Below are 21,450 nucleotides of genomic sequence, written 5' to 3'. Positions count from 1 at the left end.
TATCCGTAGCGAAGGATAGTCGCCGACAAATGATCATTTAGATAAATTAGATTCAGTCAGTTTACAGTACCTCAGGTTGAATTCAGAATAATGGATTTTGGTATCGGCTTTCTCTCGAACAACGTGATGCTGCCAATCATAGATTTTTTCTATGGTATTGTGCCTAGCTACGGATTAGCGATCGTTGCTTTGACACTGATAGTCCGCTTCGCGCTCTATCCCCTGAGTGCTGGCTCAATTCGCAATATGCGGAAAATGCGAATTGTACAACCTCTAATGCAAAAGCGGATGGCAGAAATCAAAGAGCGCTATAAGGATGATCCGCAAAAGCAGCAGGAGGAAATGGTCAATGTCCAAAAAGAATTTGGCAACCCTTTGGCAGGCTGTTTTCCATTACTAGTGCAAATGCCAGTCTTGTTAGCGCTGTTCGCCACTTTACGGGGTTCACCTTTTGCAAGTGCGAACTACAGCGTTAACCTGCAAATCTTTCCCGCAGAACAAATCGAACAAATTCAACCGCAAGCCTTTGCCACTGCTCCTCAAAATATTTACGTTGCAGATGGAGAACATGTTAAAGTAGCTGCAATCCTTCCCAGCGGTAACAAGCTAGCGGTGGGAGAACAAACCAAGATACAGTATCAAACGATTGAGGGCAAACCATTTCAGGTGCTCTTAGCAGAACACCCAGAAAATAAGCTGATTCCTGATTGGAAAGTGACTAAAGGTGAAGATAGGATAAAAATTGATGCTCAGGGCAATGTAGAAGCTTTGCAACCGGGAGAAGTTACCATTCAAGGAACAATTCCTGGACTAGCAGCAGAAAAAGGCTTTCTATTCATTGATGCCTTAGGCAGGGTTGGCGCAACTGATCCAGATGGGACAATCCACTGGGATATTGTCGCCATGATCGTCTTCTTTGGAATTAGCCTTTATGTTAGCCAAATGCTTTCTGGGCAAAATTCCAGCGGTGGCAATCCGCAGCAGGATACAGTTAACAAAATCACCCCAGTCATCTTTTCTGGGATGTTTTTGTTCTTCCCCCTACCAGCTGGGGTGCTGATGTATATGGTGATTGGTAATATTTTCCAAACTGCACAAACTTATCTTCTCTCCCGCGAACCTCTACCAGAAGAACTGCAAAAAATCGTAGAAACTCAGGAGAAAGAAGCAGTAGTCACAGAACAAAAGGCATTGCCATTTGAACCAAAAAGTTCTAAGAAAAAGGCTACAGGGGGATCATGAGTAATATTCCCATGCAGCGAGGTCAGCAGTGGTTAAAAACACTGCTGGAACTCACTGGAATACCTTCTGAGATTGAAGGTCATCTAGAAACTGCCCAATCTCAAGACAGCGATTCCCCAGAACCAGATAACTACTGGTTGACAATTGACCAAACCAACTTGACGTTAGAACAAATCCAGGTATTAATTGGTGCCGATGGTTCTGTGCTAGATGCGATTCAGTATCTAGCAAATTCGGTTTTAAACCTAAGCCAACCCCCGGAAGACCAAGCCTCTTACACCATTGAGTTGAATGACTACCGGGTCAAAAGAGAAGCCGAAATTCGCGCATTAGCAGAAGCAGCAGCCGATGAAGTGCGCTTTTCTGGTAGAGAAGTGGAAATCAAATCCCTTAGTTCTGCTGAACGGCGTCAAGTCCATACCTTCTTGAAGGAATTTGGAGATTTGGAAACCTTCAGTCGTGGTAAAGAGCCGCATCGTCATCTGGTTGTCCGTCTAGCTTCGTTGGAAGGAGTTAGAAGTTAGGAGTTAGGAGTTAGGAGTTAATTGAAAACTCATAACCATATAATTTCAAAATTTCTATTATCCCTAACAGATAAAATAAAAATGTATTATCAGCCTAATTGTTGATAATCAAGATAAATTTTCGTGAGGATGTCTCACAAATCCTATGGACGCAATTTATATTCCGCAGCTAACTAAAGCCCCGGAGCGGACAGAGGAAGTTCAGGTTAAGGAATTTCTACCTGGTCTGGAAACGTTGACACCAGTTCGCGGTCATGTGCGCGTGCAGCATCATGGCAATTACTTGGAAGTGTCCGGTCAGGCAGAAACAATTATCACTTGTACCTGCAACCGCTGTTTGCAGCAATACAATCGACGTTTAGGGCTTGATACGAAAGAAATCATCTGGTTAGACGAAACTGCAAATCAGACAAATGACTTGCCCCTAGAGCGGGAAGTGACTATGGAAGATTTGGTGGAAACCCTACCACCCGATGGTTATTTTTATCCCAACGAATGGTTGTATGAGCAGATGTGCTTGGCAATTCCCCAACGCCAGCTATGCGATCGCAATTGTCCAGGTATTCCTGTAAGTACTACAGCTGATACTTCTGATAGTCCTGAAACTCCAGTCGATCATCGTTGGGCTTCTTTAGAAGCACTGAAAAAGCAACTTCCGGGATAGATATTTCATGCGCCGTTTGCTGTATTACGGCGCAATTAATTATCTATTTGTAAGTAGAAATTGCCTAGACTACAAATGCGCCTGATAAACTTTACTCCTGATTAAAAAATCCTTTTTCGTGCAGCAAAGCAGCAATTTTATCAGTACATTCTATAGCTAATTCTGATGACATTTATTTAGTAAAAACTGTATCTTGTGGAATATCTTTGAAGTAATTTTCCACAACGTTTTCAACTTGCTTGCTAAAGCTTTCATAAATTTGCTTATTATTTATGACCTGAAATAGGCAATTGAAATAATTATGAATTTGCGGTAAGTTATTCTCTCGAAGTTGTATAATCTTCAAAATTTCATCTCTAGAGAGATTATATCAATAGATTTATCTATAGTTTTTTGACCTATAACATCAAAAGAATAGAATTGTTTGATATTTTTTCCCTTTCTCATCTGATTTTCATCCTAGTAGAGACAGAAAGGTAGACATTATCTCCATCGTATCTCACATCAATAGTTGGTTTAATTCATGAGTTGGTTTAATTCATGCTATTTTGCCACCACAAATTAAAGATACCTCTTCACCTGTGCTAACTATTTTTGCTTTAGTGTATGGGTTCTTATATCTATCGCGTTTGATATCAAGAACTAAACCTATAGTATTTAGCTGCTTACCAAGAGCAGCATCTATGCTATCAAAGTGCGGAGCACATTTGTTGCAAATTAAAGATGATGATTTGAGCCTGCCTCCTATTGAATTGAGTAGTTTTAAGTACCTGATTATCCTGACAAATGATTCAACTATACTCACCCTTGAGGAATATCTCACGTAGAACAAGCGATCGCACTCGCAACCGCAATGAATTGCTAAATGTTGGTTTTTTAGTTGTTAGAGGTGATACAAACCTGAACAATGAGAGAAGAACTAATAACGATAGCCAAATATGAACTTCCGTGAAGAGTTTAAACTGCTGCTACGCGCCCGCTACCCTTTAATTTATATTCCTACTTATGAGGAGGAGCGGGTAGAAGCAGCTATCCGAGAAGAAGCAACCAAACAGGGTAATCGCCCAGTGTATACTTGGGATTTTGTCGATGGCTACCAAGGAAACCCCAATGATGTAGGGTTTGGGCGACGTAACCCGTTGCAAGCTTTAGAATTTATCGAAAAATTACCAGCTTCCGCACCTGCAGTATTGATTCTCCGAGATTATCATCGCTTTTTAGATGATGTAGCGATCGCCCGCAAACTCCGCAATCTGTCCCGACTCCTGAAGTCGCAACCAAAAAATATTGTCCTACTGTCGCCGCGCATCGCCATCCCTGACGACTTAACCGAAGTGCTGACAGTCGTCGAGTTTCCCTTACCCGCCGCCCCAGAAATTAAAACTGAGGTAGAACGCTTACTACAAAGCACTGGTAACTCCCTTTCTGGCAAAGTTTTAGATGATTTGGTGCGCTCTTGTCAAGGACTTTCGATGGAACGGATTCGCCGGGTTTTGGCAAAGGCGATCGCTACCCACGGCGAATTGCGACCAGAAGACGTGGATCTGGTTTTGGAAGAAAAGCGCCAAACTATCCGCCAAACCCAAATCCTGGACTTCTACCCTGCCACTGAGCAAATTTCTGATATTGGCGGACTGGATAACTTGAAAGATTGGTTGATTCGGCGGGGAGGTTCATTTACTGATCGAGCGCGACAGTACGGATTACCGCACCCCCGTGGTTTAATGTTGGTAGGTATTCAGGGAACTGGTAAATCGTTAACAGCAAAAGCGATCGCTCATCACTGGCATTTACCCTTACTACGTCTGGATGTGGGAAGGTTATTTGGTGGTTTAGTGGGTGAATCAGAATCTCGGACTCGCCAAATGATCCAAGTAGCTGAAGCCCTTGCTCCCTGTATTTTATGGATTGATGAAATAGATAAAGCTTTTGCTGGACTTGGTAGCAAAGGTGATGCCGGAACAGCCAGTCGTGTATTTGGTACTTTTATTACCTGGCTAGCTGAAAAAACCTCACCCGTTTTTGTCGTCGCCACCGCCAACGATATTCAAGCTTTACCGCCGGAAATGCTCCGTAAGGGGCGATTTGATGAAATTTTCTTTGTGGGTTTGCCCACCCAAGAAGAGAGAAAAGCAATTTATGATGTTCATTTATCCCGATTGCGCCCGCATAACTTAAAAAGTTATGACATCGACAGGTTAGCTTATGAAACGCCGGATTTTTCTGGGGCAGAAATTGAGCAAACTTTAATTGAAGCGATGCATATTGGATTTAGCCAAAATCGCGACTTTGCTACCGATGACATTTTAGAAGCAGCTAGTCAGATCATACCCTTGGCGCGAACTGCTGTAGAGCAAATTCAGCAACTCCAAGAATGGGCTGCTGCTGGGAGAGCGCGTTTAGCATCTAAACACAACCCTTTAAGCGAACGCCTCCGGCGCACTACGTGAACGCATTCGTAGTAGCTACAATAAAGAGTTAGTCAAAAGATCATAGTCAATAGTTAATGATCAATTATTATGGACTATTGATTCTTGTATGGATGGGTTACATTGCTTCTCTACTTGTAACCTTTGAGAGCCAGTTCAACGCCACTCCCTTCAATGGAGCAAACCTCCCGACAGGGGTGGCTCCTCAACGGGGGAAATACGCACATGGCTGGCTTCCGTTGTTTCCCTTGAACGCCACTTGATTCTTAATAATCAGGGTTTTAACTATGTTGTCTAGCGTAACAAAATTTCTACTTGGGTTTTTCTTAGCGATCGCTGTGTTAGTAGGTGGCGGTGTTGCAATTGCATTATATTTCGTGAATCGCACCGGCATACCCCCTGCCAAACCCGTTTTTTCTAATGATAGCCCCTCGGTGAAAGCCCAAGCTCCAAAAGCAACTGAGCCTGGACAAGGTAAACCCACTCTTAAACGTGGGACTCAGACTCAATCGTCTTCAAGCTCAACTTCTACTCCTACACAATCACCAAAGGCTACCCCATCACCAAAACCATTGCCATCGGGAGCTTACCGAGGGCGTGTTAGTTGGGCTGAAGGTTTGAGTTTGCGATCGCAACCAAATCAAGAAGCTGAAAAGATTGGTGGGGTTGGTTTTAATCAAAAAATTATTGTTTTGTCAGAAAGCGAGGATAAAGCCTGGCAAAAGATCCGTTTGGAAGGTAGCGAACAAGAAGGTTGGGTAAAAGCAGGTAATACTGAAAAAGTTGATCAACAATAGCCTAAAAAATCAGAGCAAATAGAAGAACCACAACTATCACAAACAAGAAAACAAGACCAAAAATAAGATGTGTTTACTCAATAGCTTCATCTGGAACTACTTGAGATTGCTTTCCTAGAAAACAGGAAGTATGTATCAATGTATCAATTGGAAGCTCAATTTGAAAAGTAGTTCCTTGCCCCTTGGCAGAAATACAGTTGAGCCTACCACCATGCGTTTGAACGACAATCTGATAGCTAATTGATAATCCTAATCCAGTTCCTTGTCCAACTGGTTTAGTTGTGAAAAAGGGATCATAGATTTTATTTTGTACGTTTTCATTAATGCCAGATCCATTGTCGAAAATTTGAATTTTGACCCAACCGACTTGATTAATGGTTGTTTTAATCCGAATTAAAGGTGTAAAACTGGACTTTGATTTTAAGCTACTCAGCTTTTCTTCTAACACATCAATAGCATTTGCAAGGATGTTAAAAAATACTTGGTTTAACTGTCCAGGATAGCAATTTACTAAGGGTAAATTACCATATTCTTTAATTACAATAATTTCTGGGCGATTGTTCGGCGGATAACTAATACGATTCTGAAGAATAAGCAGTGTCGAATTAAGCCCTTCGTGGATGTCCACAGCTTTCAATTGTGCCTCGTCTAGACGAGAGAAGTTACGCAGGGATTCCACAATATGTTTAATACGTTTGGCTCCAGCTTGCATTGAGTTGAGCAGTTTAGGTAAATCTTCTAGCAAAAATGGTAAATCAATAGACTCTAATTTCGCTTGAACCGCAAGCTCTGGTTTCGGATAATGTTGCTGATAGGTATTGATTAATTCTAAGAGTTGTCGCAGATAAATTTCCATATGAAACAGGTTTCCATAAATGAAGTTAGCAGGATTGTTAATCTCATGAGCAACTCCCGCTACCATTTGTCCCAAAGACGACATTTTTTCTGCTTGAAGAAATTGCAATTGAGCTTTCTGAAGTGCCAACATGGCTGTCTCTAATTCTTCAGACCGAGACTCAGCTAGAGCAGCTAGCGCTTCTTGGTTTTGTAAGGCTTGTTTGAGACGTTCTTCGTTTTCTTTAAGATCAGCTGTTTTGACTAGTTGAACACTCAATTGTTCGTTGAAAAAAGATGTGATCAGCGTCCATCCTAGAAGCAGTAATGTGAATAAGCCAATAATCGCAGCCATCCAATAGGTTGCAGCGCTATCAACTGCTGAAAAATCGACCAATTCGACGACTGAAAAATGGGTAGCCATCATCCCTGTGTAGTGCATTGACGGAATGGCAGCACCCATGAGAATTGCACTGCAAATCCTCAAAAAGCGTCCTGTTACTGTACTATTAGCTCTGAGGTTAAATCCCAGCCAGAGGGCAACCAGTGAGATGAGAATGGCGATCGCAATCGAGAGTGCAACCACACTCAAGTCATAAGACATTTTGGCTGGTAAACGAATCGCAGCCATACCGATGTAGTGCATTGCACTAATCCCTATGCCCATCAGGAGGCTACCACTCAACAACCGCAAAATACCAAATTCTGGCTGGCTAACTAGGTGCAGGGCTAATCCAGAGGCGAAAATTGCAGGTAGCACCGAAATCAAAACTGTTAACCAGTCATAGTCAATCGGAATCGGCAGACTCAATGCCAGCATAGCAATAAAATGCATTGCCCAAATGCCGATTCCCATAGCGATCGCTCCCCCTAGCAGCCACAACCACCTTTGCTGCGATTTAGCGTCTGTGACTCTTATAGCTAGATCAAGTGTGGTGTAAGCCGTAAGTATGGCAATGGCAACGGAGAATAAAGTTAAACGAATATCGTAGATCCCGTGGAGCATTAGGTTGAATATTATCCGCAATTCAATGGAAGACTAGACCCACTCTTTGTCTGCATTCTTCATGCTCTAAACCCAAATGGGTATAGCAAAAATTTTGTCAGGCAAATGAAAAACAAGCCTCCAAAGCTTTACATTGCTTATTATTCCCCCCTACAAAAGCTTGTGTATCATATCAGCGTCGGGGATTTCTTGTAAATAATCATACTAAAAAAAATATAATACAGAGAAAGTGGTATAATCCGGTGTAGCCGTAACTTGAAAAAAGCAAGTGAAAACAGGGGTAGATAGCTATTTAACCAAGCTTGCCTTAGTCTATGAGGCATCCGAAAGCGTCAAGGTTGTTCCTACCGTAGCTAATTTCAAATTTTTGAATTGGAAAAATTTATCTAGCGGTGCGGCGATGCGTCTTTTGTCTGTGGCACTGATTATGGGGCTTTTGAGTATAGCTGGGCAAGCTTTAGCACTTCAGAAAATAGGAAGTAATCGGCCTGAAGTTACCAATAGCCAGAGGTGTTTAAAAAAGTTAGGCTACTTTAACGGCCCAGTAACAGGTAAGTTTGCTGGCTTGACTCAGAATGCTGTGATCAAATTCCAGCAAGCCAATAGAATACCTGCTGATGGAGTTGTGGGTGGTAATACTCAACGAGCCTTGCAACGAGCCTGTCAAAGTAGAACTTCTAGTAGGAATACCAGTGGCACATTGCGCTCGCCAAGTGGTCAATATCCTGTTCTCTCTCAAGGCAAAACTGGTGCAGCCGTGACCAGGTTGCAACAGCGTCTACGACAATTAGGCTATTTGAATGCTAATCCCAATGGGAATTTTGGCCCAATGACCAGAAATGCTGTAATTAGATTCCAGCGAAATTATCGCATAGCTGCTAACGGGATTGTAAATCGACAAACTTGGAACACACTACTGGGTTCCTCTCCGACTCCAACCAGATCAAGTCTCTCTACTCAACAAGTGAGAGAACTACAAGTGCGTTTGCGGCAGCTAGGTTATTTTAAGACTAATCCCACTGGGAATATTGGCCCAATTACTAGAAAAGCTATCATTCAATACCAGCGAAATTATCGCCTACCTGTTAATGGCATTGCCAATGCCCAAGTCTTGGAGTCAGTGCGTAGAACCTCCACAGGTGGATATGCTACTCAACAACAAGGCAGAAATTATCTGACTATAGGCGATCAGGGAGAAAATGTCAGATTAGTTCAAGAGCGTTTGGGGCAGTTGGGTTTCTCTAATACCAGTCCTGATGGCTTTTTCAACGATTACACCAGACAATCTGTGATTGCATTCCAGCAATCTTCGCGACTTAATTCTACTGGAAATGTAGATTGGCAAACTTGGCAAGCATTAGGGTTGAATAGCTCGGCTATGGGCAATTATGCTGAGACTAATAGTTATGTATTACCTCCTACTAATGACTATGTAGCACCTGAGACTAATCGCTATGTATTACCTCCTACTAATGACTATGTAGCACCTGAGACTAATCGCAACACATTAGTTGCTAATAATCCTTATAGAGTAATAGTGCCAATTTCCAGTAATGATACTTTAAGTAAAGTGCAACAGTATATACCTGGAGCTGTCGCAGAGCAATCCAATCTAGGGGATTATGTGAATGCTGGAGCATTTAGCGATCGCACACAAGCAGAAACGTTATCAAAAAAGCTCCGCTCCTATGGTCTTGATGCACGGGTGAAATACAATTAAATTGACAAACTCAACTGCGAACCTTCCTGGGTTTTATTAACTTCAATTCTGGCTTGGAAAGCTTCTTTGAGGTGGGGCATATGAGTGACAGTGAGGATGCAGGCAAAATCAGAGGCGATCGCATTAATCGCTGCAATCAAGCGATCGCATCCTTCAGCATCCTGTGTACCAAAACCTTCATCCACAATTAGCAATTGCAACGCCGCCCCCGCCCGTTGCGCTAATAATTTCGCCAGGGCTAGACGGATGGCAAAGTTAATTCTAAAGGCTTCTCCACCAGAGTAAGTTTCATAAGCTCGCGTTCCTCTAGAATCGGCGATTAAGATATCTAAGGTATCTATCAGCTTGGCATTTTTCTTGGTTGATTTAGCACTGCGTCCAGCTTTTTGAGTAATAAATTGTACATGAAACTGATTACCACTCAGCCGCGAAAGTAGTTGATTTGTCTCAGCTTCCAGTTGGGGCAACACATTCTCAATCATCAATGCTTGGATACCATTTTTACCAAAAGCTTGCGCTAATTCCTGATAAACACGATATTCTTGCTTGCAAGATTGTAGTTGCTGCTGCTGTTGTTCATACTGAATTTGCAGCGTTTCCAGTTGATGCGCCAGCTGTTCTAAACGCCCCAACTTGGCTATTTGCTCATCAAGTTGCCGTCTGCGTATTGCTAACTGCTGCTCTAGAGCTGGAATTTGAGCAGATGGGTTAGCTGTGGCTTGTAGTTGCTGGATAATGCTTTCGATTTGTCCGCCGAGTTTTTGCCGCTCGGTTAATCTGGCGCTTCTGGATTCCTCTAACTCTTGTAATCTCGTCTGGAGTTGGGGATACTGCTGCTGGGCTGATAGCAGTTGTTGATAGCGCAAATGCCAAGATTGAGCTTGTCGGACAGCTATACGCAGATTGTTGTGCTGTTCGGAACTATAGCCAATTTCGGTAATGTGACGCTCAAGAGCCGCGATTTGTTTAGCACATTCAGAATCAGTCTTATCTTGCTGGATTCGGGTTTGTAATTGAGCAATTTGGGATTGTAATTCTGGTTTTCGGGCTAATAGTTGCGCTTGTCGCTTAGTCGCATCTTTAATCTGCTGGAGTTTAATTTCTGCCCATCGCCACCGCTCAACTTCGCTCCGGGCGAGGGCGTGGTCTTGTTCATTATAATTAACTTGTTGCAGATATTGATCTAGCTGCCGGAGTTCGGCTTGTTTATCGGGAGCGTAATCACCAGCTTGGAGCGATCGCTCTAAATGCTGTTTTTCGCCAGTAATTTGTTGTAACTGTTGTTGGACATCAGTTGTAGCTTCCAACTGTGCTGCCAACTGTCCCCGTTGTTCACGTAAACCATCGTAACTCGCCAATTGTTGAGAAATTTCCCGATATTCTTGCCTCAATACCTGAATTTCTCTATCAGACACGGCCATTTGTTCCCGCACTACCCAAAACTGCCCTTGGGTATCCTCTATCTCAGTTTGGGTTTTTTCCACCACCCGACTCCAGTGATGTTCGTCTAAAGGACGCTCACATAATGGACAAAGTGCTTCAGGATTTTGGAGCATTTGCAATTTCTGCTCTAATTCTCCTAGCAGTTTTTCATAATCGCGTTGGTGAGCTTGCAGGCGTTCGATAAAATGACGCCTTTCTTGGCCTTTTTCTTGGACTCGTTGCAGATAAACCCGCTTTTTCTCCAATTCCTCAATCTGGATTGCCACATCCATCACCGCTTGTTGCAGTTGCGGTTGGCGGCGGTGCTGGCGTTGCAATTGGTTCTCAGTGCTTTGGAGTTGTTCGAGTCGCGCTACTAAACCAGCATGAGTGCGATCAAGTTGGCTTTGTAAAGTTGCTCGTTGTTGCAACAAAGGAGTAACTTGCATTTGCAATTGATCTAGACGAGCAACATGGTGACGTGCTGCGGCTAGTTGTGACAAAGCAGCTTCTACTTCACCTGATTTAGTCAGAGTTTGCTGAATTTCTCGCTCTTGTTGCTGCAAAGCTTCGATTTGGGCTTGGGCTTGTTGCAGTTGTCGTTCGATTTCGTGAATTTGTTTGGTAAGCTGTTGTTGCTTTTGTTGGCGAGTCTGCCCAGCGCGAGTGTATTCTTCAAATTTGGTAGCAAAGGCTTCTTCTTGAGATTGGAGACTTTGATATTCGGCATATCCAGCTTTAATTTCAGCTTCTTGGTGTAATATTTTCTCTAAATCTGATAGCTGAGAGCCAATAGCTGATTGTTCTTGTTGGAGGCGATCGCAATCTTGGCTAAGATTTTGGTATTGCTGCTTCACAAAACTGAGTTGTTGTTCCCAATTTTGGCGCTGGTGCTGGACAACTTGCAAACTTTGTAATTGAATATTATCAAAAGCTTGCACCTGTTGCAGTTGGTTGAGTTCGGCTTCTAACTCCACTCTTTGCGCTTCGGTTGTCTGGCGTTGTTGCAGCTGAATTTTGATCGACTCCAAAGAACGCTCTAACTCTACTGCCTGTGCTTTGAACTGACGAGAAGATTCCTTTGCCCGTTCTTCCAAATCATCGTACTGATTGAGTTTCAACAACTCCGCTAAAATTTCTTTGCGTTCCGTCGGGCGCTTGAGCATGAACTCATCGGCACGACCTTGACGTAAGTAAGCAGAATTAATAAAAGTATCGTAATCGAGCTTGATGTGTTCTAAAATCAAATCTTGGGTTGCTCTTACCCCTTTGCCAGTCAGTGAGCGAAACCCAGATGGTATTTCTATTTGAAATTCCAGGACGCTACTAGCTCCCCGAATTCGGGTACGAATCACCCGATATTTTTGCTGGTTGCTTTTGAAAGTAAAATCAACTCGAACTTCTTTTGCGCCAGAATAGATGACATCATCTTCAGTAGTGGCACGGCTTTCGCCCCAAATTGCCCAAGTGATTGCTTCCAAAAGTGAAGATTTACCCGCACCATTGGAACCCGAAATACAAGCCGTATGCAAACCGCCAAAATCTAAAGTTGCATCACGGTAACTAAGAAAATTTTTGAGGATAAGTTGTACTGGGATCATTCACGCTATAGCGCCACATCTACTTTTAATAAATAACAGTACAGATGCACTGTTTGTTAGTTTAGCTATCTAGATATCAGGTTTCTAGTCTTGAAGACATCAATTTTACAAAATTTAACAATAAAATCAGCAAATTTTTCTTGTTGCATGAAAAAGTTTTGCTGTCTTTGGAGAAAAATAAAACTTATGTGGAGGTTTGTTGTTATTTCTGCCTCTTATCTGAGAGAAAAACATTTATAGAAGAGTGGCAATACTGCGTAGGTTTTGCCTAAAGAATCACTCTAATGACTCTAATGTAGGTTGGGTTGAGGAACGAAACCTAACAAACCATACAAAATGTTGGGTAACGCATTGCCCATAAGTGTCAACTTAACGTATAAGCTAGATTTGGCGAACTTTCCAGGTTTGACCCTCACCCCTAACCCTCTCCCAAAATTGGGAGAGGGGGGCAAATTCTCTAGTTCTCCTTCTCCCAACTTGGGAGAAGGGGTTAGGGGATGAGGGCAAATCCTTTTCATCACCGAAGAACTACAGGTTTCAAAATAGACGCGGTTTAAAAATCGTGTTGAGGTACTTAAAAGTCGTTTTGAGGTACTTAAAAGTCGTTTTGAGGTACTTAAAAGTCGTTTTGAGGTACTCCAAAGTCGTTTTGAGGTACTTCAAAGTCGTTTTGAGGTACTCCAAAGTCGTTTTGAGGTACTCCAAAGTCGTGTTGAGGTACTTCAAAGTCGTTTTGAGGTACTTGAAAGTCGTGTTGGAGTAATTCAAACTTTGTCGCACCGCAATCAAGTATATAGGTGCGTAGGCGTAGCCTACACTTGACTTTTAAAACAGTCGTTACAAATCTTCAAAACTTACGCAGTATTGAGATGATTGGGCTAAATTTCGCCTCAAGGTAAAAGAATCAAGGTGATAGGGGAAGAAGCGTTAGTATACTTAGTAAAAATGTATGTACATTTCTGAGATAGATATCATAAACCAATGGATATAGCTCTACTCGTTAAATTTCTCGCTCCCTGTTTGCCATTTCTGTTGAATGTGGGAAATAAAGCTGTAGAAAAGGCATCTAAAAAAGTAGGTGAGGATGTTTGGAATAAAGCCAAAGCTATTTGGGCTAAGTTACACCCCAAAGTAGAGGCTAAGGAAGCAGCGAAAGAAGCAGCAACGGATGTGGCACAAAAGCCAGAAGATGAAGATTTACAAGCAAGTTTGCGAGTACAACTCAAGAAGATTTTAGAAGCGGATACAGCACTTGCAGAGGAAATAGCTAAGATTTGGGAAAAAACAAGTTCAAATAATAGCGCTTCTAATGTCAATGCTCAGTCTTACGATGACAGTACACAAATAAATACAGCAGGTAACGTTAATAACCCAACCTATGACTTTAGGAGGTACGATAACCCAAAGTAACCAATATTGCTGTTTTTGGTGCTGAACAGCAAGAAATATTAGAGTTGCTAGAACGCAGTACCAAAATAGAATCGCCAGGGGTTCTCAAAGCAGGCAACCCTAACAAAAGTTTGGCTTACTGGCAGGGACGGAAAACAGAAATTGCTCAGATACAGCAATGGTTAACTGATAAAAATACTTTCCTAATTGGCATAGAAGGCATCGGTGGCACAGGTAAATCGATGCTGGCTACGAAAATTTATGATGAAATTGAGGGTTTCCCTAAGAAATTTTGGGCTGATGTCAGTAATGGGGCAGGTTTTAGTGATTTAGCCCGCCAAGTCCTCAGTGAATTTGGCTTTCGGGTTCCAGAACAAGAAGCGCAGTTAGTAGAGGCGCTAGTTAGGTGTTTACGTTCTGGGCAATTTTTACTGATCATTGACAACCTGGAGAGTTTATTACAACCTGATAGACAGTGGGGAAGTCTATTTTACGGCGACTTTTTCCAAGCGTGGGTGGAACATGGCGGTAATAGTAAGGTAATAGTCACCACCAGGGAAAGACCAGAATTAAAAGGCTTTGAGTGGCTAACCCTGAAAGGTTTGCAAGTAGATGAAGGGGTAGCACTGTTAACTGTATTAAGCATTCGCGGAGATTTAACGCAGTTTGTGGAATTAGTAGATGGGCATCCCCTACTGTTGAGATTGGTAGCAGATTTATTAAAAGAAGAATATTCACAAGACCCGGATTTAAGGAGGTTAGCAGATTTAGGCTTAGGGAATTTGCGGCAGTTTTTGACAGATTCCCAAGTGGTAGGTATCCATCGCCGGGAAAATGTGGTGATGGTGTTGGTGTTGGATGCCAGTTTTAAGCGGTTGAATGAGTTACAAAAGGCGTTATTGCTGAATATTAGTGTTTATCGTGGTGCGGTTGATAGTGCAGCAGCCGTGGCAGTGTTGCCAGGAAGTTCAGAACCAGAGATTGAGGGAGAATTAAGGAATCTGGTTAAGCGTTCTTTGTTGGTAGAAAAACTTAATGGGAAGCGGCGATTTGATTTTCAGCCCGTGATTTTGGAGTATGTGCGGTATCAGGCTGGTGATCAGATACAGGCACATCAACGAGCTATTAATTACTATCTTTTGAATGTTAAACAAAAACCTTGGCGGACTAAAGAAGATATTAAAGAATATTTAGAAATTTTTTATCACTGGTTTCAACTAGAAAATTATGACTCGGCATTTGATATATTAAACACTTACAATGATTTTTTGAGATTGCGGGGCTTTTATACTGAGCAAGTTGACTTATGGGGACAGTTGATAGCAGCTTGGGAAAAAACTGGTGAGAGAGAAAACTCGAAGTATTGGGTTGCTCTCACTTCATTGGGTCATGCTTACAATTATTTGGGCCAGTACCAACAGGCGATTGAATTCCAACAGCAGTCTTTAGAGATAGCTAGGGAAATAGGCGCTCATGATCGCTTTGAGGAAGCAATTTCCCTGGGCAATTTGGGTCTTATTTACAACTCAATAGGACAGTATCAGCAAGCTGTTGAATTCCATCAAAAGTCTTTGGAAATAGCTAGAAAGACAGGCGCTGCCGATGTAGAAATCAATTCTTTGGGTGATTTGGGTCTTGCCTACCGTTCTCTAGGGCAATACCAGCAAGCGATTAAATTCTACCAGCAGCAATTGAAAATCACCCAAGAGATAGGCGATCACAATCGCGAAGGTTCTTCCTTGGGTAATTTGGGCAATGCTTACCAATTTATAGGGCAATACCAGCAAGCGATTAAATTCTACCAGCAGCAATTGAAGATTACTAGGGAGATAGGCGATCGCAATGGGGAAGGCAGATCCTTAGGCAATTTGGGCAATGTTTACCAATTTATAGAGCAATACCAGCAGGCGATTGAGTTCTACCAGCAGCAATTGAAGATCACCAAAGAGATAGGCGATCGCAATGGCGAAGCTTATTCCTTGGGCAATTTGGGCAATGTTTACCAATTTATAGAGCAATACCAACAGGCGATTGAGTTCTATCAGCAGAGATTGGAAATAACCAGACAGATAGGCGATCGTAATGGTGAAAGTTCTTGCTTAAGTAATTTGGGCAATGCTTACCGCTCTCTAGGGCATTACCAACAGGCAATTGAGTTCTACCAGCAGGAATTAGAAATAACCAGAGAGATAGGCACTCGTAATTGGGAAGGTTCTTCCTTAAATGATTTGGGGCTTGCTTACAACTTACTGGGACAATACCACCAAGCCATTAATTTCCATCAGCAAGCTTTGGAGATAGCCAGGGAGATAGGCGATTATGAGGGTGAAGGCGTTTGCTTAGGTGGTTTGGGACTTGCTTACAACTCGCTAGGACATTACCAACGGGCAATTGAGTTCTGTCAGCAGCGGTTAGATATAGCTAGAGAAATAGGCGACCGCAGGGAAGAAGCTGATGCCTGGTTGAATCTGGCTACAGTGTTAAAAAATGTCAATCGGGAATTAGACGCGCTGGGTGCTTATCGCAATGCTCGTGAGCTGTTTCAGGCAATAGAACTTGATGCTAAAGTGCAACTTTGCAACAATGCAATTGAGCGTCTTTCTCAACCAAAGACGCCTATAGTCTCCCGTCGTGAGTTTTGGGCATGGTTGCGTCGGTTGTGGCGTTGGCTACGCGCTTGGTTCCGGCGGTAATTTTGTCTTACGCAGAGAAGAGGCTTTATAAAGTGCGATATTGCAGAATATGTTAATGAAATGTAACGCACTAACCACACCTAAATCTCTACCAACCCACAACTAAGCTACTTGCAGAGGCTTTGTAGGTAGCATTCTAGGTTCTGGTAATGGTTTATTCTCTTCAGAAAGCATTTCCACAAAAGCCTCGATTACTTCCTGACCATTTTTGGCAGCTTCCTCGTAAGTTCTACCATGTGTATGAAATTGTTGCCAAGGGAACTCAGGCAAGTGAACTAAGAAAAGTTGATCCTCTTGCGACCATTGAATCACCATACTGTAGTGATAGATCATTCTTCACCTTCCTCGTTTACAAGTTTTTCGAGTTCTTCCAGCTTTTTCAGCACCCGTTGAATGCTTCTTTCTAAATATAGCGGAGCATCATCACCATCTTTACCAGGAATAGTAAGGGGTTCTTCCGGTAGCATTGGATGTTTCCAAAATGTATGGCTTCCTTTGCCTCGTCCTGGCTGAAGGATATACCCAACTTTTGCTACCATTGCTTTCAATTCTCTTACTTTCTTTGGCATTGCTCCTTAGTTACCAACTTCTTAATTTATTATAATCATTGGAATATAGTGCGATCGCAAGTTCAACAAACCGTCAGAGCATCAGCATAGTACACAGTAGTTTCTCGCCGTGGGTTTTGAGCGTGGTTGCGTCGGTTGTGGCGTTGGGTTCGCGCTTGGTTTCGGCGGTGAAAAAGAGATACGCTATAATCAATCACAAGATTTCATAGAATTAACTATGACAACTCCATTGCTACCAACGCTTCAAAATCTACCCGCTAGCTTATCTTTAGAAGGTGTAATCAGCATTGAGTTGCAAGAGGGAATACCCATATTTAGAGCTTCTAGCATTGTCCAGAATCGCATTGCAGCTTTACTAGCTAAACAACAAATTTCTCCACTCAACTCCGAAGAAGAACAAGAACTAGATAGCTACGAAGAAATTGACGATTACCTAAGTTTTCTCAATCGTATAGCTAGAAATATTTTACAAAATCCCAATAATCAGACCGTGTAAAAGTGGCTAGTCGTAAAATTCCTAATGCAATTCAGCAACAAGTACGTCAGCGAGCCTCTGAATTGTGTGAATATTGCCACGCTTCAGAAAAGTGGCAGTATGTATTATTCACAGTAGATCATGTTATTCCCTTAAGCCAAAATGGCAAAGATACTATAGATAATTTGGCTTTAGCTTGTTTCCATTGTAACCGCAAAAAATCAGCCAAAACCACAGCCGTAGATCCTGAATCTGGTTTAGAGGTTGCTTTATTTAATCCAAGAGAAAGTCTCTGGAGTGAACATTTTATTTGGTCTGCTGATAAACTTAAAATTAATGGGTTAACACAAACTGGTCAAGCAACAATAGCTGCGCTAAATTTAAATCGAGAAAGAATTGTAAATATTCGTGCTGCTGACAAAGCAGTTAACCGTCATCCTCCACCAGAAGATCCTATCGAAGATATGAGTTAATTCATAAACATCAAGTAATAAGATGTGTTTTGTAGTAAGATGAACCAAATTCAAGCTATAGTTTTCTAAAAGTTATGAAAATTATAGCGGTTCTCACTTGGGTACAGTACACTTTGACCTCTCTCCAAACCTCTCTCCTAAAAGGAGAGAGGCTTTGAATCTTACTCCCCAACGATAGTAGGAAAGGGGCTGTTATTGTTCGGTCTAATATCGCACTCAACCCAGAAGCGCTATAGATAAATTAATAAACAAAAATCATGGCTCAAGCAACAACTACTGAGTATAAACATATTTTAGTTAATGAAGACAATATTCCTTTCATTAAAGGAACATCAATGAAAGTTGTAGAATTAATTACTTCCATTCATGCTTATGGTTGGAGTCCAGAAGAATTACATTTTCAATATCCACATTTGAGCATGAGCCAGATTTATTCTGCTTTAGCTTATTATTGGGAACATAAAGAAGAAATTGATGCTGATATGCAGCAACGTTTTGAGTATGCGGAAAGATTACGTTTAGAAACAGGAGAATCTTCATTAGCAAAAAGACTCCGTGCAGAAGGATTAATTAAATGAGCGTTGCTCTTTATATTGATGAGAATGTGCATCGAGGAATTACAGATGGATTACGGATTCGGGGTGTAGATGTATTAACAGTACAAGAAGATGGGCGGACTAACTTTTCTGATCCTCTTATACTTGACCGTGCAACAGAACTTGAGCGTGTTTTGTTTTCCCAAGATGACGATTTTCTAGCTGAAGCCAACCATCGTCAAGACAAACAAATAAATTTTGCTGGTGTTATTTATGCTCATAAAATCAGAGTTACTGTTGGCGATTGTGTTCGTGATTTAGAAATTATTGCTAAAACAGCCTATCTTGAAGAATTAAGCAATCGTGTTCAATATTTACCTTTGTAAAACTCGTAGAGAACATGACATGGAAACCATGCGATCGCTGTTGTCGATTCCTATCAATGATACATTCATCGACTGACCCAAAATGACATGTGTAATAAATAAATTTAAATAGTAAATGTACACTAAATATAAAAAATGTTTCTTAAAACTTTTATATTTTTAATTTATATTGTTTACATAAAATTAAATCTTTAACAGTATAAATGTTGCGATCGCAATCATGATTTTACCTTAAGAAAGGGTTATCTACATCTACACGGTGAAATAAGAATGAAAGTTATAGTAACGTAAATAATGGATGTTTAAATAGTAGTAAATAGTCTTAAAAACTCATAGAACGACAATATTTTCTTAAATATAGCGCTTTTCGTTTGAATAATTAGAGACGCACATCTGTGCATCATATCTAGAAAAATCTGGAAAACCGCTCTTATGGGTTCCTATCAATGATAATTTTAAGCATTGGGAACCCTTAAAAATCAAAGTTTATGAACGCAGCCGACGAGAAAATGATTGTTCGCGAGTATTTCAATTCCACAGGGTTTGACCGTTGGAAGCGAATCTACGGCGATGGCGAAGTCAACAAAATCCAACTAGACATCCGCAATGGACACCAGCAAACCGTAGATACAGTTCTCGGCTGGCTGAAGGCTGATAACAATTTGCCAGATTTATCAATTTGCGATGCAGGCTGTGGTGTAGGTAGTCTTAGCATCCCCCTAGCGGTAGATGGTGCGAAAGTCTATGCCACCGATATTTCAGAAAAAATGGTGGAAGAAGGCAAGCATAGAGCCAAGCAAACTTTGCCAAATACCGAAAATCCCACTTTTGCCGTGCAGGATTTGGAATCGTTGAGTGGTAGTTACCATACCGTTATTTGCTTGGATGTTCTCATCCACTACCCCCAAGAAAAAGCCGATGAGATGATTTCTCACCTCTGTTCTTTGGCACAGTCGCGGATAATTCTCAGTTTTGCGCCGAAGACCTGCGCCCTGAGTATACTCAAGAAAATTGGCAGTTTCTTTCCTGGGCCAAGTAAAGCCACTCGTGCATATTTGCATCGTCACGCTGATGTGGTGAAAATTTTAGAAAGTAATGGCTTTTCATTGCAACGACAGTCTATGACTCGGACTCGTTTTTATTTTTCCCGCCTACTAGAAGCTACACGTAAGTGAAATTAAAATCGCAGCAAGATGAATACTATACCTTTGCTGCGATTCGACAAGGGACTTCCAAATAAAAAAATATCCCATCCCTGCGGGACGCTACGCGTAGCTTGCTTCCTCGTAGGGGTACGCTTTGAGAGCAGGGGGCAGGGGAAGAGAAAGTCGTTTTGATGGGCGTAAAATTGGATAAGTGGAGAACCGTAAGCGCCTGGATACTATCGAGAGAGCGTTGAAGTAGGAGAAGACTTACAAAACTCTCGTCAGGAGACATTGATATACTAGAACCTTTGGGAAAGTCAGGTTAAAATCGCTAGCAAAGTTCAAATTTGAAGTGGAACTATGAAAACTGCTGAAAAATTGGCTGCTGGTTGGCTATTGACACTCGGATTCATGTTTTTAACGCTATCAGCAACAGCGGCATTGGAGAAATTTGCTACACGTAAGGTGTACATACCAGTGAAAGATGAGTATGATTTTACCGCACCAAATGCTACTTATGAAGATGATAATGCTGCTGTTGGTGGTCTAATTTTTGGCGTTCCTACCCTAACACTGGGCACATGGTTAGCATTGGGATTGTACCGTCAAAGCCGACAGGAGAAAAAAGCGCTTAATCAACAAGTTAGCGATCGCCTGCAATCGATTTTTTATGAGATGCTACAAGAAAATCATGGGCGCGTAACTGTTTTAGGCTTTGCCATGCAGTCACAACTACCCGCAGCCCATGCTAGGCAATATTTAGATGAAAAAGCTAAAGAATTCAATGCAAACTTTAGGGTGAACGAAGAAGGGGCTATATCATATCATTTTGATGTCTAATTGATATCTAATGGCTCGTTAAATTCGACACCAACTTCCGGCTAGTTCTAATGACGCAGATTTTTTTGACCGTAGCTGCCATTTTAGGCGGTTTGTCAGTTGCTGCTGGTGCTTTTGCTTCCCATGCCTTGCGAGAAAAAATTAGTGAGCGAGCGCTAGAAATTTTTGAAACTGGCGCTCGTTACCAAATGTATCATGCTCTGGCACTTTTTCTAGTAGCAATACTAATTAGTCGTACCGAATTTCCTCAACCCACCCTCGTAGCCAGTGGATGGCTGTTTATCATTGGCATCGCTATTTTCTCAGGAAGTTTGTACGCCCTTAGCTTAACCAATATTAAATCCTTAGGAGCGATTGCACCACTAGGCGGCGCAGCCTTGATTGCTGGTTGGGGTGCTTTAGCTTTTGCCGCTTGGAATTTTAAGTTGTAAAAAAAAGATGCGATTAATCGCGTCTGTACAGGAGTTAGGAGTAGAGACGCGATTAATCGCGTCTGTACAGGGGTTAAGAGTTTTTAACTCCTAACTCTATTTGTTGGAAGCTCAATTTCCTCTCTTTTACAGTGGATTTTAGCTAAATTATTTCTGAGAGTTGAAATGGATTCTTATTCGGGAGCATCCCAGTTTTTATTTAGTGGGCAAAGATTAATCCATTAAGATAAGCACAACGATGAGCTAAGACTTGAGGAACATTATCAAGTTTCCA

At 41.8% G+C, this 21,450-nt stretch carries 21 protein-coding genes; 17 read left to right on the top strand and 4 right to left on the bottom strand.

Going from position 1 to position 21,450, the window contains the following annotated elements:
- The first annotated feature begins 90 nt into the window (after positions 1–90).
- From yidC to V7L29_RS29315, 7 genes are all read left to right on the top strand, one after another.
- Positions 91–1,242: a membrane protein insertase YidC gene (gene yidC, locus V7L29_RS29345; protein WP_334689476.1), complete on the top strand. Its 1,152-nt coding sequence runs from the start codon at positions 91–93 to the stop codon at positions 1,240–1,242.
- Complete coding sequence (locus V7L29_RS29340) at positions 1,239–1,766, top strand: Jag family protein (protein WP_334737697.1); 528 nt, start codon at positions 1,239–1,241, stop codon at positions 1,764–1,766. The genes yidC and V7L29_RS29340 overlap by 4 nt, the downstream gene beginning before the upstream one ends.
- 145 nt (positions 1,767–1,911) lie before the next feature.
- On the top strand, positions 1,912–2,430 hold the full coding sequence (locus V7L29_RS29335) for a YceD family protein (protein WP_334737696.1): 519 nt from the start codon (positions 1,912–1,914) through the stop codon (positions 2,428–2,430).
- Between the two features lie 786 nt (positions 2,431–3,216).
- Positions 3,217–3,372, top strand: coding sequence for a hypothetical protein (locus tag V7L29_RS29330; RefSeq protein ID WP_334737695.1), 156 nt, complete (start codon positions 3,217–3,219; stop codon positions 3,370–3,372).
- Positions 3,369–4,880 carry an AAA family ATPase gene (locus V7L29_RS29325; RefSeq protein WP_334737694.1) on the top strand — a complete coding sequence of 504 codons (1,512 nt, stop codon included), beginning with the start codon at positions 3,369–3,371 and terminating at the stop codon, positions 4,878–4,880. The genes V7L29_RS29330 and V7L29_RS29325 overlap by 4 nt, the downstream gene beginning before the upstream one ends.
- Before the next feature lie 56 nt (positions 4,881–4,936).
- Positions 4,937–5,122 carry a hypothetical protein gene (locus V7L29_RS29320; protein ID WP_334689471.1) on the top strand — a complete coding sequence of 62 codons (186 nt, stop codon included), beginning with the start codon at positions 4,937–4,939 and terminating at the stop codon, positions 5,120–5,122.
- Between the two features lie 24 nt (positions 5,123–5,146).
- Positions 5,147–5,656, top strand: coding sequence for an SH3 domain-containing protein (locus V7L29_RS29315; protein WP_334737693.1), 510 nt, complete (start codon positions 5,147–5,149; stop codon positions 5,654–5,656).
- A gap of 73 nt (positions 5,657–5,729) precedes the next feature.
- On the opposite strand, the gene V7L29_RS29310 is transcribed toward V7L29_RS29315, so the two are convergent.
- Positions 5,730–7,496, bottom strand: a complete 1,767-nt coding sequence (locus V7L29_RS29310) for an MHYT domain-containing protein (protein WP_334737692.1) — start codon at positions 7,494–7,496, stop codon at positions 5,730–5,732.
- A 268-nt stretch (positions 7,497–7,764) separates the two neighbouring features.
- Between V7L29_RS29310 and V7L29_RS29305 the strand changes: the two genes are divergently transcribed.
- Positions 7,765–9,216 (top strand): peptidoglycan-binding protein, encoded by a 1,452-nt coding sequence (locus V7L29_RS29305; RefSeq protein ID WP_334737691.1) that lies wholly within the window; start codon positions 7,765–7,767, stop codon positions 9,214–9,216.
- Here the strand turns inward: V7L29_RS29305 and V7L29_RS29300 are convergent.
- The gene (locus V7L29_RS29300) at positions 9,213–12,239 is read right to left on the bottom strand and encodes an SMC family ATPase (protein WP_334737690.1); all 3,027 of its coding nucleotides are present in this window, start codon (positions 12,237–12,239) and stop codon (positions 9,213–9,215) included. The genes V7L29_RS29305 and V7L29_RS29300 overlap by 4 nt on opposite strands.
- A gap of 981 nt (positions 12,240–13,220) precedes the next feature.
- On the opposite strand from V7L29_RS29300, the gene V7L29_RS29295 reads away from it, so the two are divergent.
- Both V7L29_RS29295 and V7L29_RS29290 read left to right on the top strand, forming a co-directional pair.
- Positions 13,221–13,649 carry a hypothetical protein gene (locus V7L29_RS29295; RefSeq protein WP_334737689.1) on the top strand — a complete coding sequence of 143 codons (429 nt, stop codon included), beginning with the start codon at positions 13,221–13,223 and terminating at the stop codon, positions 13,647–13,649.
- A gap of 44 nt (positions 13,650–13,693) precedes the next feature.
- Positions 13,694–16,321: a tetratricopeptide repeat protein gene (locus V7L29_RS29290; protein WP_334737688.1), complete on the top strand. Its 2,628-nt coding sequence runs from the start codon at positions 13,694–13,696 to the stop codon at positions 16,319–16,321.
- Between the two features lie 102 nt (positions 16,322–16,423).
- Here the strand turns inward: V7L29_RS29290 and V7L29_RS29285 are convergent, their stop codons facing one another.
- Positions 16,424–16,654, bottom strand: coding sequence for a type II toxin-antitoxin system HicB family antitoxin (locus V7L29_RS29285; protein ID WP_094341749.1), 231 nt, complete (start codon positions 16,652–16,654; stop codon positions 16,424–16,426).
- Positions 16,651–16,890 carry a type II toxin-antitoxin system HicA family toxin gene (locus V7L29_RS29280; RefSeq protein ID WP_334737687.1) on the bottom strand — a complete coding sequence of 80 codons (240 nt, stop codon included), beginning with the start codon at positions 16,888–16,890 and terminating at the stop codon, positions 16,651–16,653. The genes V7L29_RS29285 and V7L29_RS29280 overlap by 4 nt, the downstream gene beginning before the upstream one ends.
- 217 nt (positions 16,891–17,107) lie before the next feature.
- Between V7L29_RS29280 and V7L29_RS29275 the strand changes: the two genes are divergently transcribed.
- From V7L29_RS29275 to V7L29_RS29245, 7 genes are all read left to right on the top strand, one after another.
- A complete protein-coding gene (locus V7L29_RS29275; protein WP_334737686.1) occupies positions 17,108–17,386 on the top strand; it encodes a hypothetical protein in 279 nt (92 codons plus the stop codon).
- A gap of 2 nt (positions 17,387–17,388) precedes the next feature.
- Complete coding sequence (locus tag V7L29_RS29270) at positions 17,389–17,838, top strand: HNH endonuclease (RefSeq protein WP_334737685.1); 450 nt, start codon at positions 17,389–17,391, stop codon at positions 17,836–17,838.
- A 257-nt stretch (positions 17,839–18,095) separates the two neighbouring features.
- Positions 18,096–18,416, top strand: coding sequence for a DUF433 domain-containing protein (locus tag V7L29_RS29265; RefSeq protein ID WP_334737684.1), 321 nt, complete (start codon positions 18,096–18,098; stop codon positions 18,414–18,416).
- The gene (locus V7L29_RS29260) at positions 18,413–18,760 is read left to right on the top strand and encodes a DUF5615 family PIN-like protein (RefSeq protein WP_334737683.1); all 348 of its coding nucleotides are present in this window, start codon (positions 18,413–18,415) and stop codon (positions 18,758–18,760) included. Before V7L29_RS29265 ends, V7L29_RS29260 begins: the two co-directional genes overlap by 4 nt.
- Before the next feature lie 488 nt (positions 18,761–19,248).
- On the top strand, positions 19,249–19,935 hold the full coding sequence (gene bchM, locus V7L29_RS29255; RefSeq protein WP_334737682.1) for a magnesium protoporphyrin IX methyltransferase: 687 nt from the start codon (positions 19,249–19,251) through the stop codon (positions 19,933–19,935).
- Between the two features lie 330 nt (positions 19,936–20,265).
- The gene (locus V7L29_RS29250) at positions 20,266–20,745 is read left to right on the top strand and encodes a hypothetical protein (RefSeq protein WP_334689988.1); all 480 of its coding nucleotides are present in this window, start codon (positions 20,266–20,268) and stop codon (positions 20,743–20,745) included.
- Positions 20,746–20,795: 50 nt separating this feature from the next.
- Complete coding sequence (locus V7L29_RS29245) at positions 20,796–21,176, top strand: DUF423 domain-containing protein (RefSeq protein WP_334689987.1); 381 nt, start codon at positions 20,796–20,798, stop codon at positions 21,174–21,176.
- The last annotated feature ends 274 nt before the right edge of the window (positions 21,177–21,450 follow it).

Origin of the sequence: Nostoc sp., from assembly GCF_036916575.1 — a bacterium.
GTDB lineage: Bacteria > Cyanobacteriota > Cyanobacteriia > Cyanobacteriales > Nostocaceae > Nostoc.
Note: the sequence above shows the minus strand (reverse complement) of the source record. Positions and strands in the feature narration are given on the sequence as shown.

What these genes read in the sequence shown, in the direction of transcription:
- bchM (WP_334737682.1), top strand. Translation starts at nt 19,249, where the DNA reads ATGAACGCAGCCGACGAGAAAATGATTGTTCGCGAGTATTTCAATTCC.
- V7L29_RS29245 (WP_334689987.1), top strand. Translation starts at nt 20,796, where the DNA reads ATGACGCAGATTTTTTTGACCGTAGCTGCCATTTTAGGCGGTTTGTCA.
- yidC (WP_334689476.1), top strand. Translation starts at nt 91, where the DNA reads ATGGATTTTGGTATCGGCTTTCTCTCGAACAACGTGATGCTGCCAATC.
- V7L29_RS29325 (WP_334737694.1), top strand. Translation starts at nt 3,369, where the DNA reads ATGAACTTCCGTGAAGAGTTTAAACTGCTGCTACGCGCCCGCTACCCT.
- V7L29_RS29295 (WP_334737689.1), top strand. Translation starts at nt 13,221, where the DNA reads ATGGATATAGCTCTACTCGTTAAATTTCTCGCTCCCTGTTTGCCATTT.
- V7L29_RS29310 (WP_334737692.1), bottom strand. Translation starts at nt 7,496, where the DNA reads ATGCTCCACGGGATCTACGATATTCGTTTAACTTTATTCTCCGTTGCC.
- V7L29_RS29280 (WP_334737687.1), bottom strand. Translation starts at nt 16,890, where the DNA reads ATGCCAAAGAAAGTAAGAGAATTGAAAGCAATGGTAGCAAAAGTTGGG.
- V7L29_RS29250 (WP_334689988.1), top strand. Translation starts at nt 20,266, where the DNA reads ATGAAAACTGCTGAAAAATTGGCTGCTGGTTGGCTATTGACACTCGGA.
- V7L29_RS29260 (WP_334737683.1), top strand. Translation starts at nt 18,413, where the DNA reads ATGAGCGTTGCTCTTTATATTGATGAGAATGTGCATCGAGGAATTACA.
- V7L29_RS29265 (WP_334737684.1), top strand. Translation starts at nt 18,096, where the DNA reads ATGGCTCAAGCAACAACTACTGAGTATAAACATATTTTAGTTAATGAA.
- V7L29_RS29330 (WP_334737695.1), top strand. Translation starts at nt 3,217, where the DNA reads ATGATTCAACTATACTCACCCTTGAGGAATATCTCACGTAGAACAAGC.
- V7L29_RS29340 (WP_334737697.1), top strand. Translation starts at nt 1,239, where the DNA reads ATGAGTAATATTCCCATGCAGCGAGGTCAGCAGTGGTTAAAAACACTG.
- V7L29_RS29335 (WP_334737696.1), top strand. Translation starts at nt 1,912, where the DNA reads ATGGACGCAATTTATATTCCGCAGCTAACTAAAGCCCCGGAGCGGACA.
- V7L29_RS29300 (WP_334737690.1), bottom strand. Translation starts at nt 12,239, where the DNA reads ATGATCCCAGTACAACTTATCCTCAAAAATTTTCTTAGTTACCGTGAT.
- V7L29_RS29275 (WP_334737686.1), top strand. Translation starts at nt 17,108, where the DNA reads ATGACAACTCCATTGCTACCAACGCTTCAAAATCTACCCGCTAGCTTA.
- V7L29_RS29285 (WP_094341749.1), bottom strand. Translation starts at nt 16,654, where the DNA reads ATGATCTATCACTACAGTATGGTGATTCAATGGTCGCAAGAGGATCAA.
- V7L29_RS29320 (WP_334689471.1), top strand. Translation starts at nt 4,937, where the DNA reads ATGATCAATTATTATGGACTATTGATTCTTGTATGGATGGGTTACATT.
- V7L29_RS29315 (WP_334737693.1), top strand. Translation starts at nt 5,147, where the DNA reads ATGTTGTCTAGCGTAACAAAATTTCTACTTGGGTTTTTCTTAGCGATC.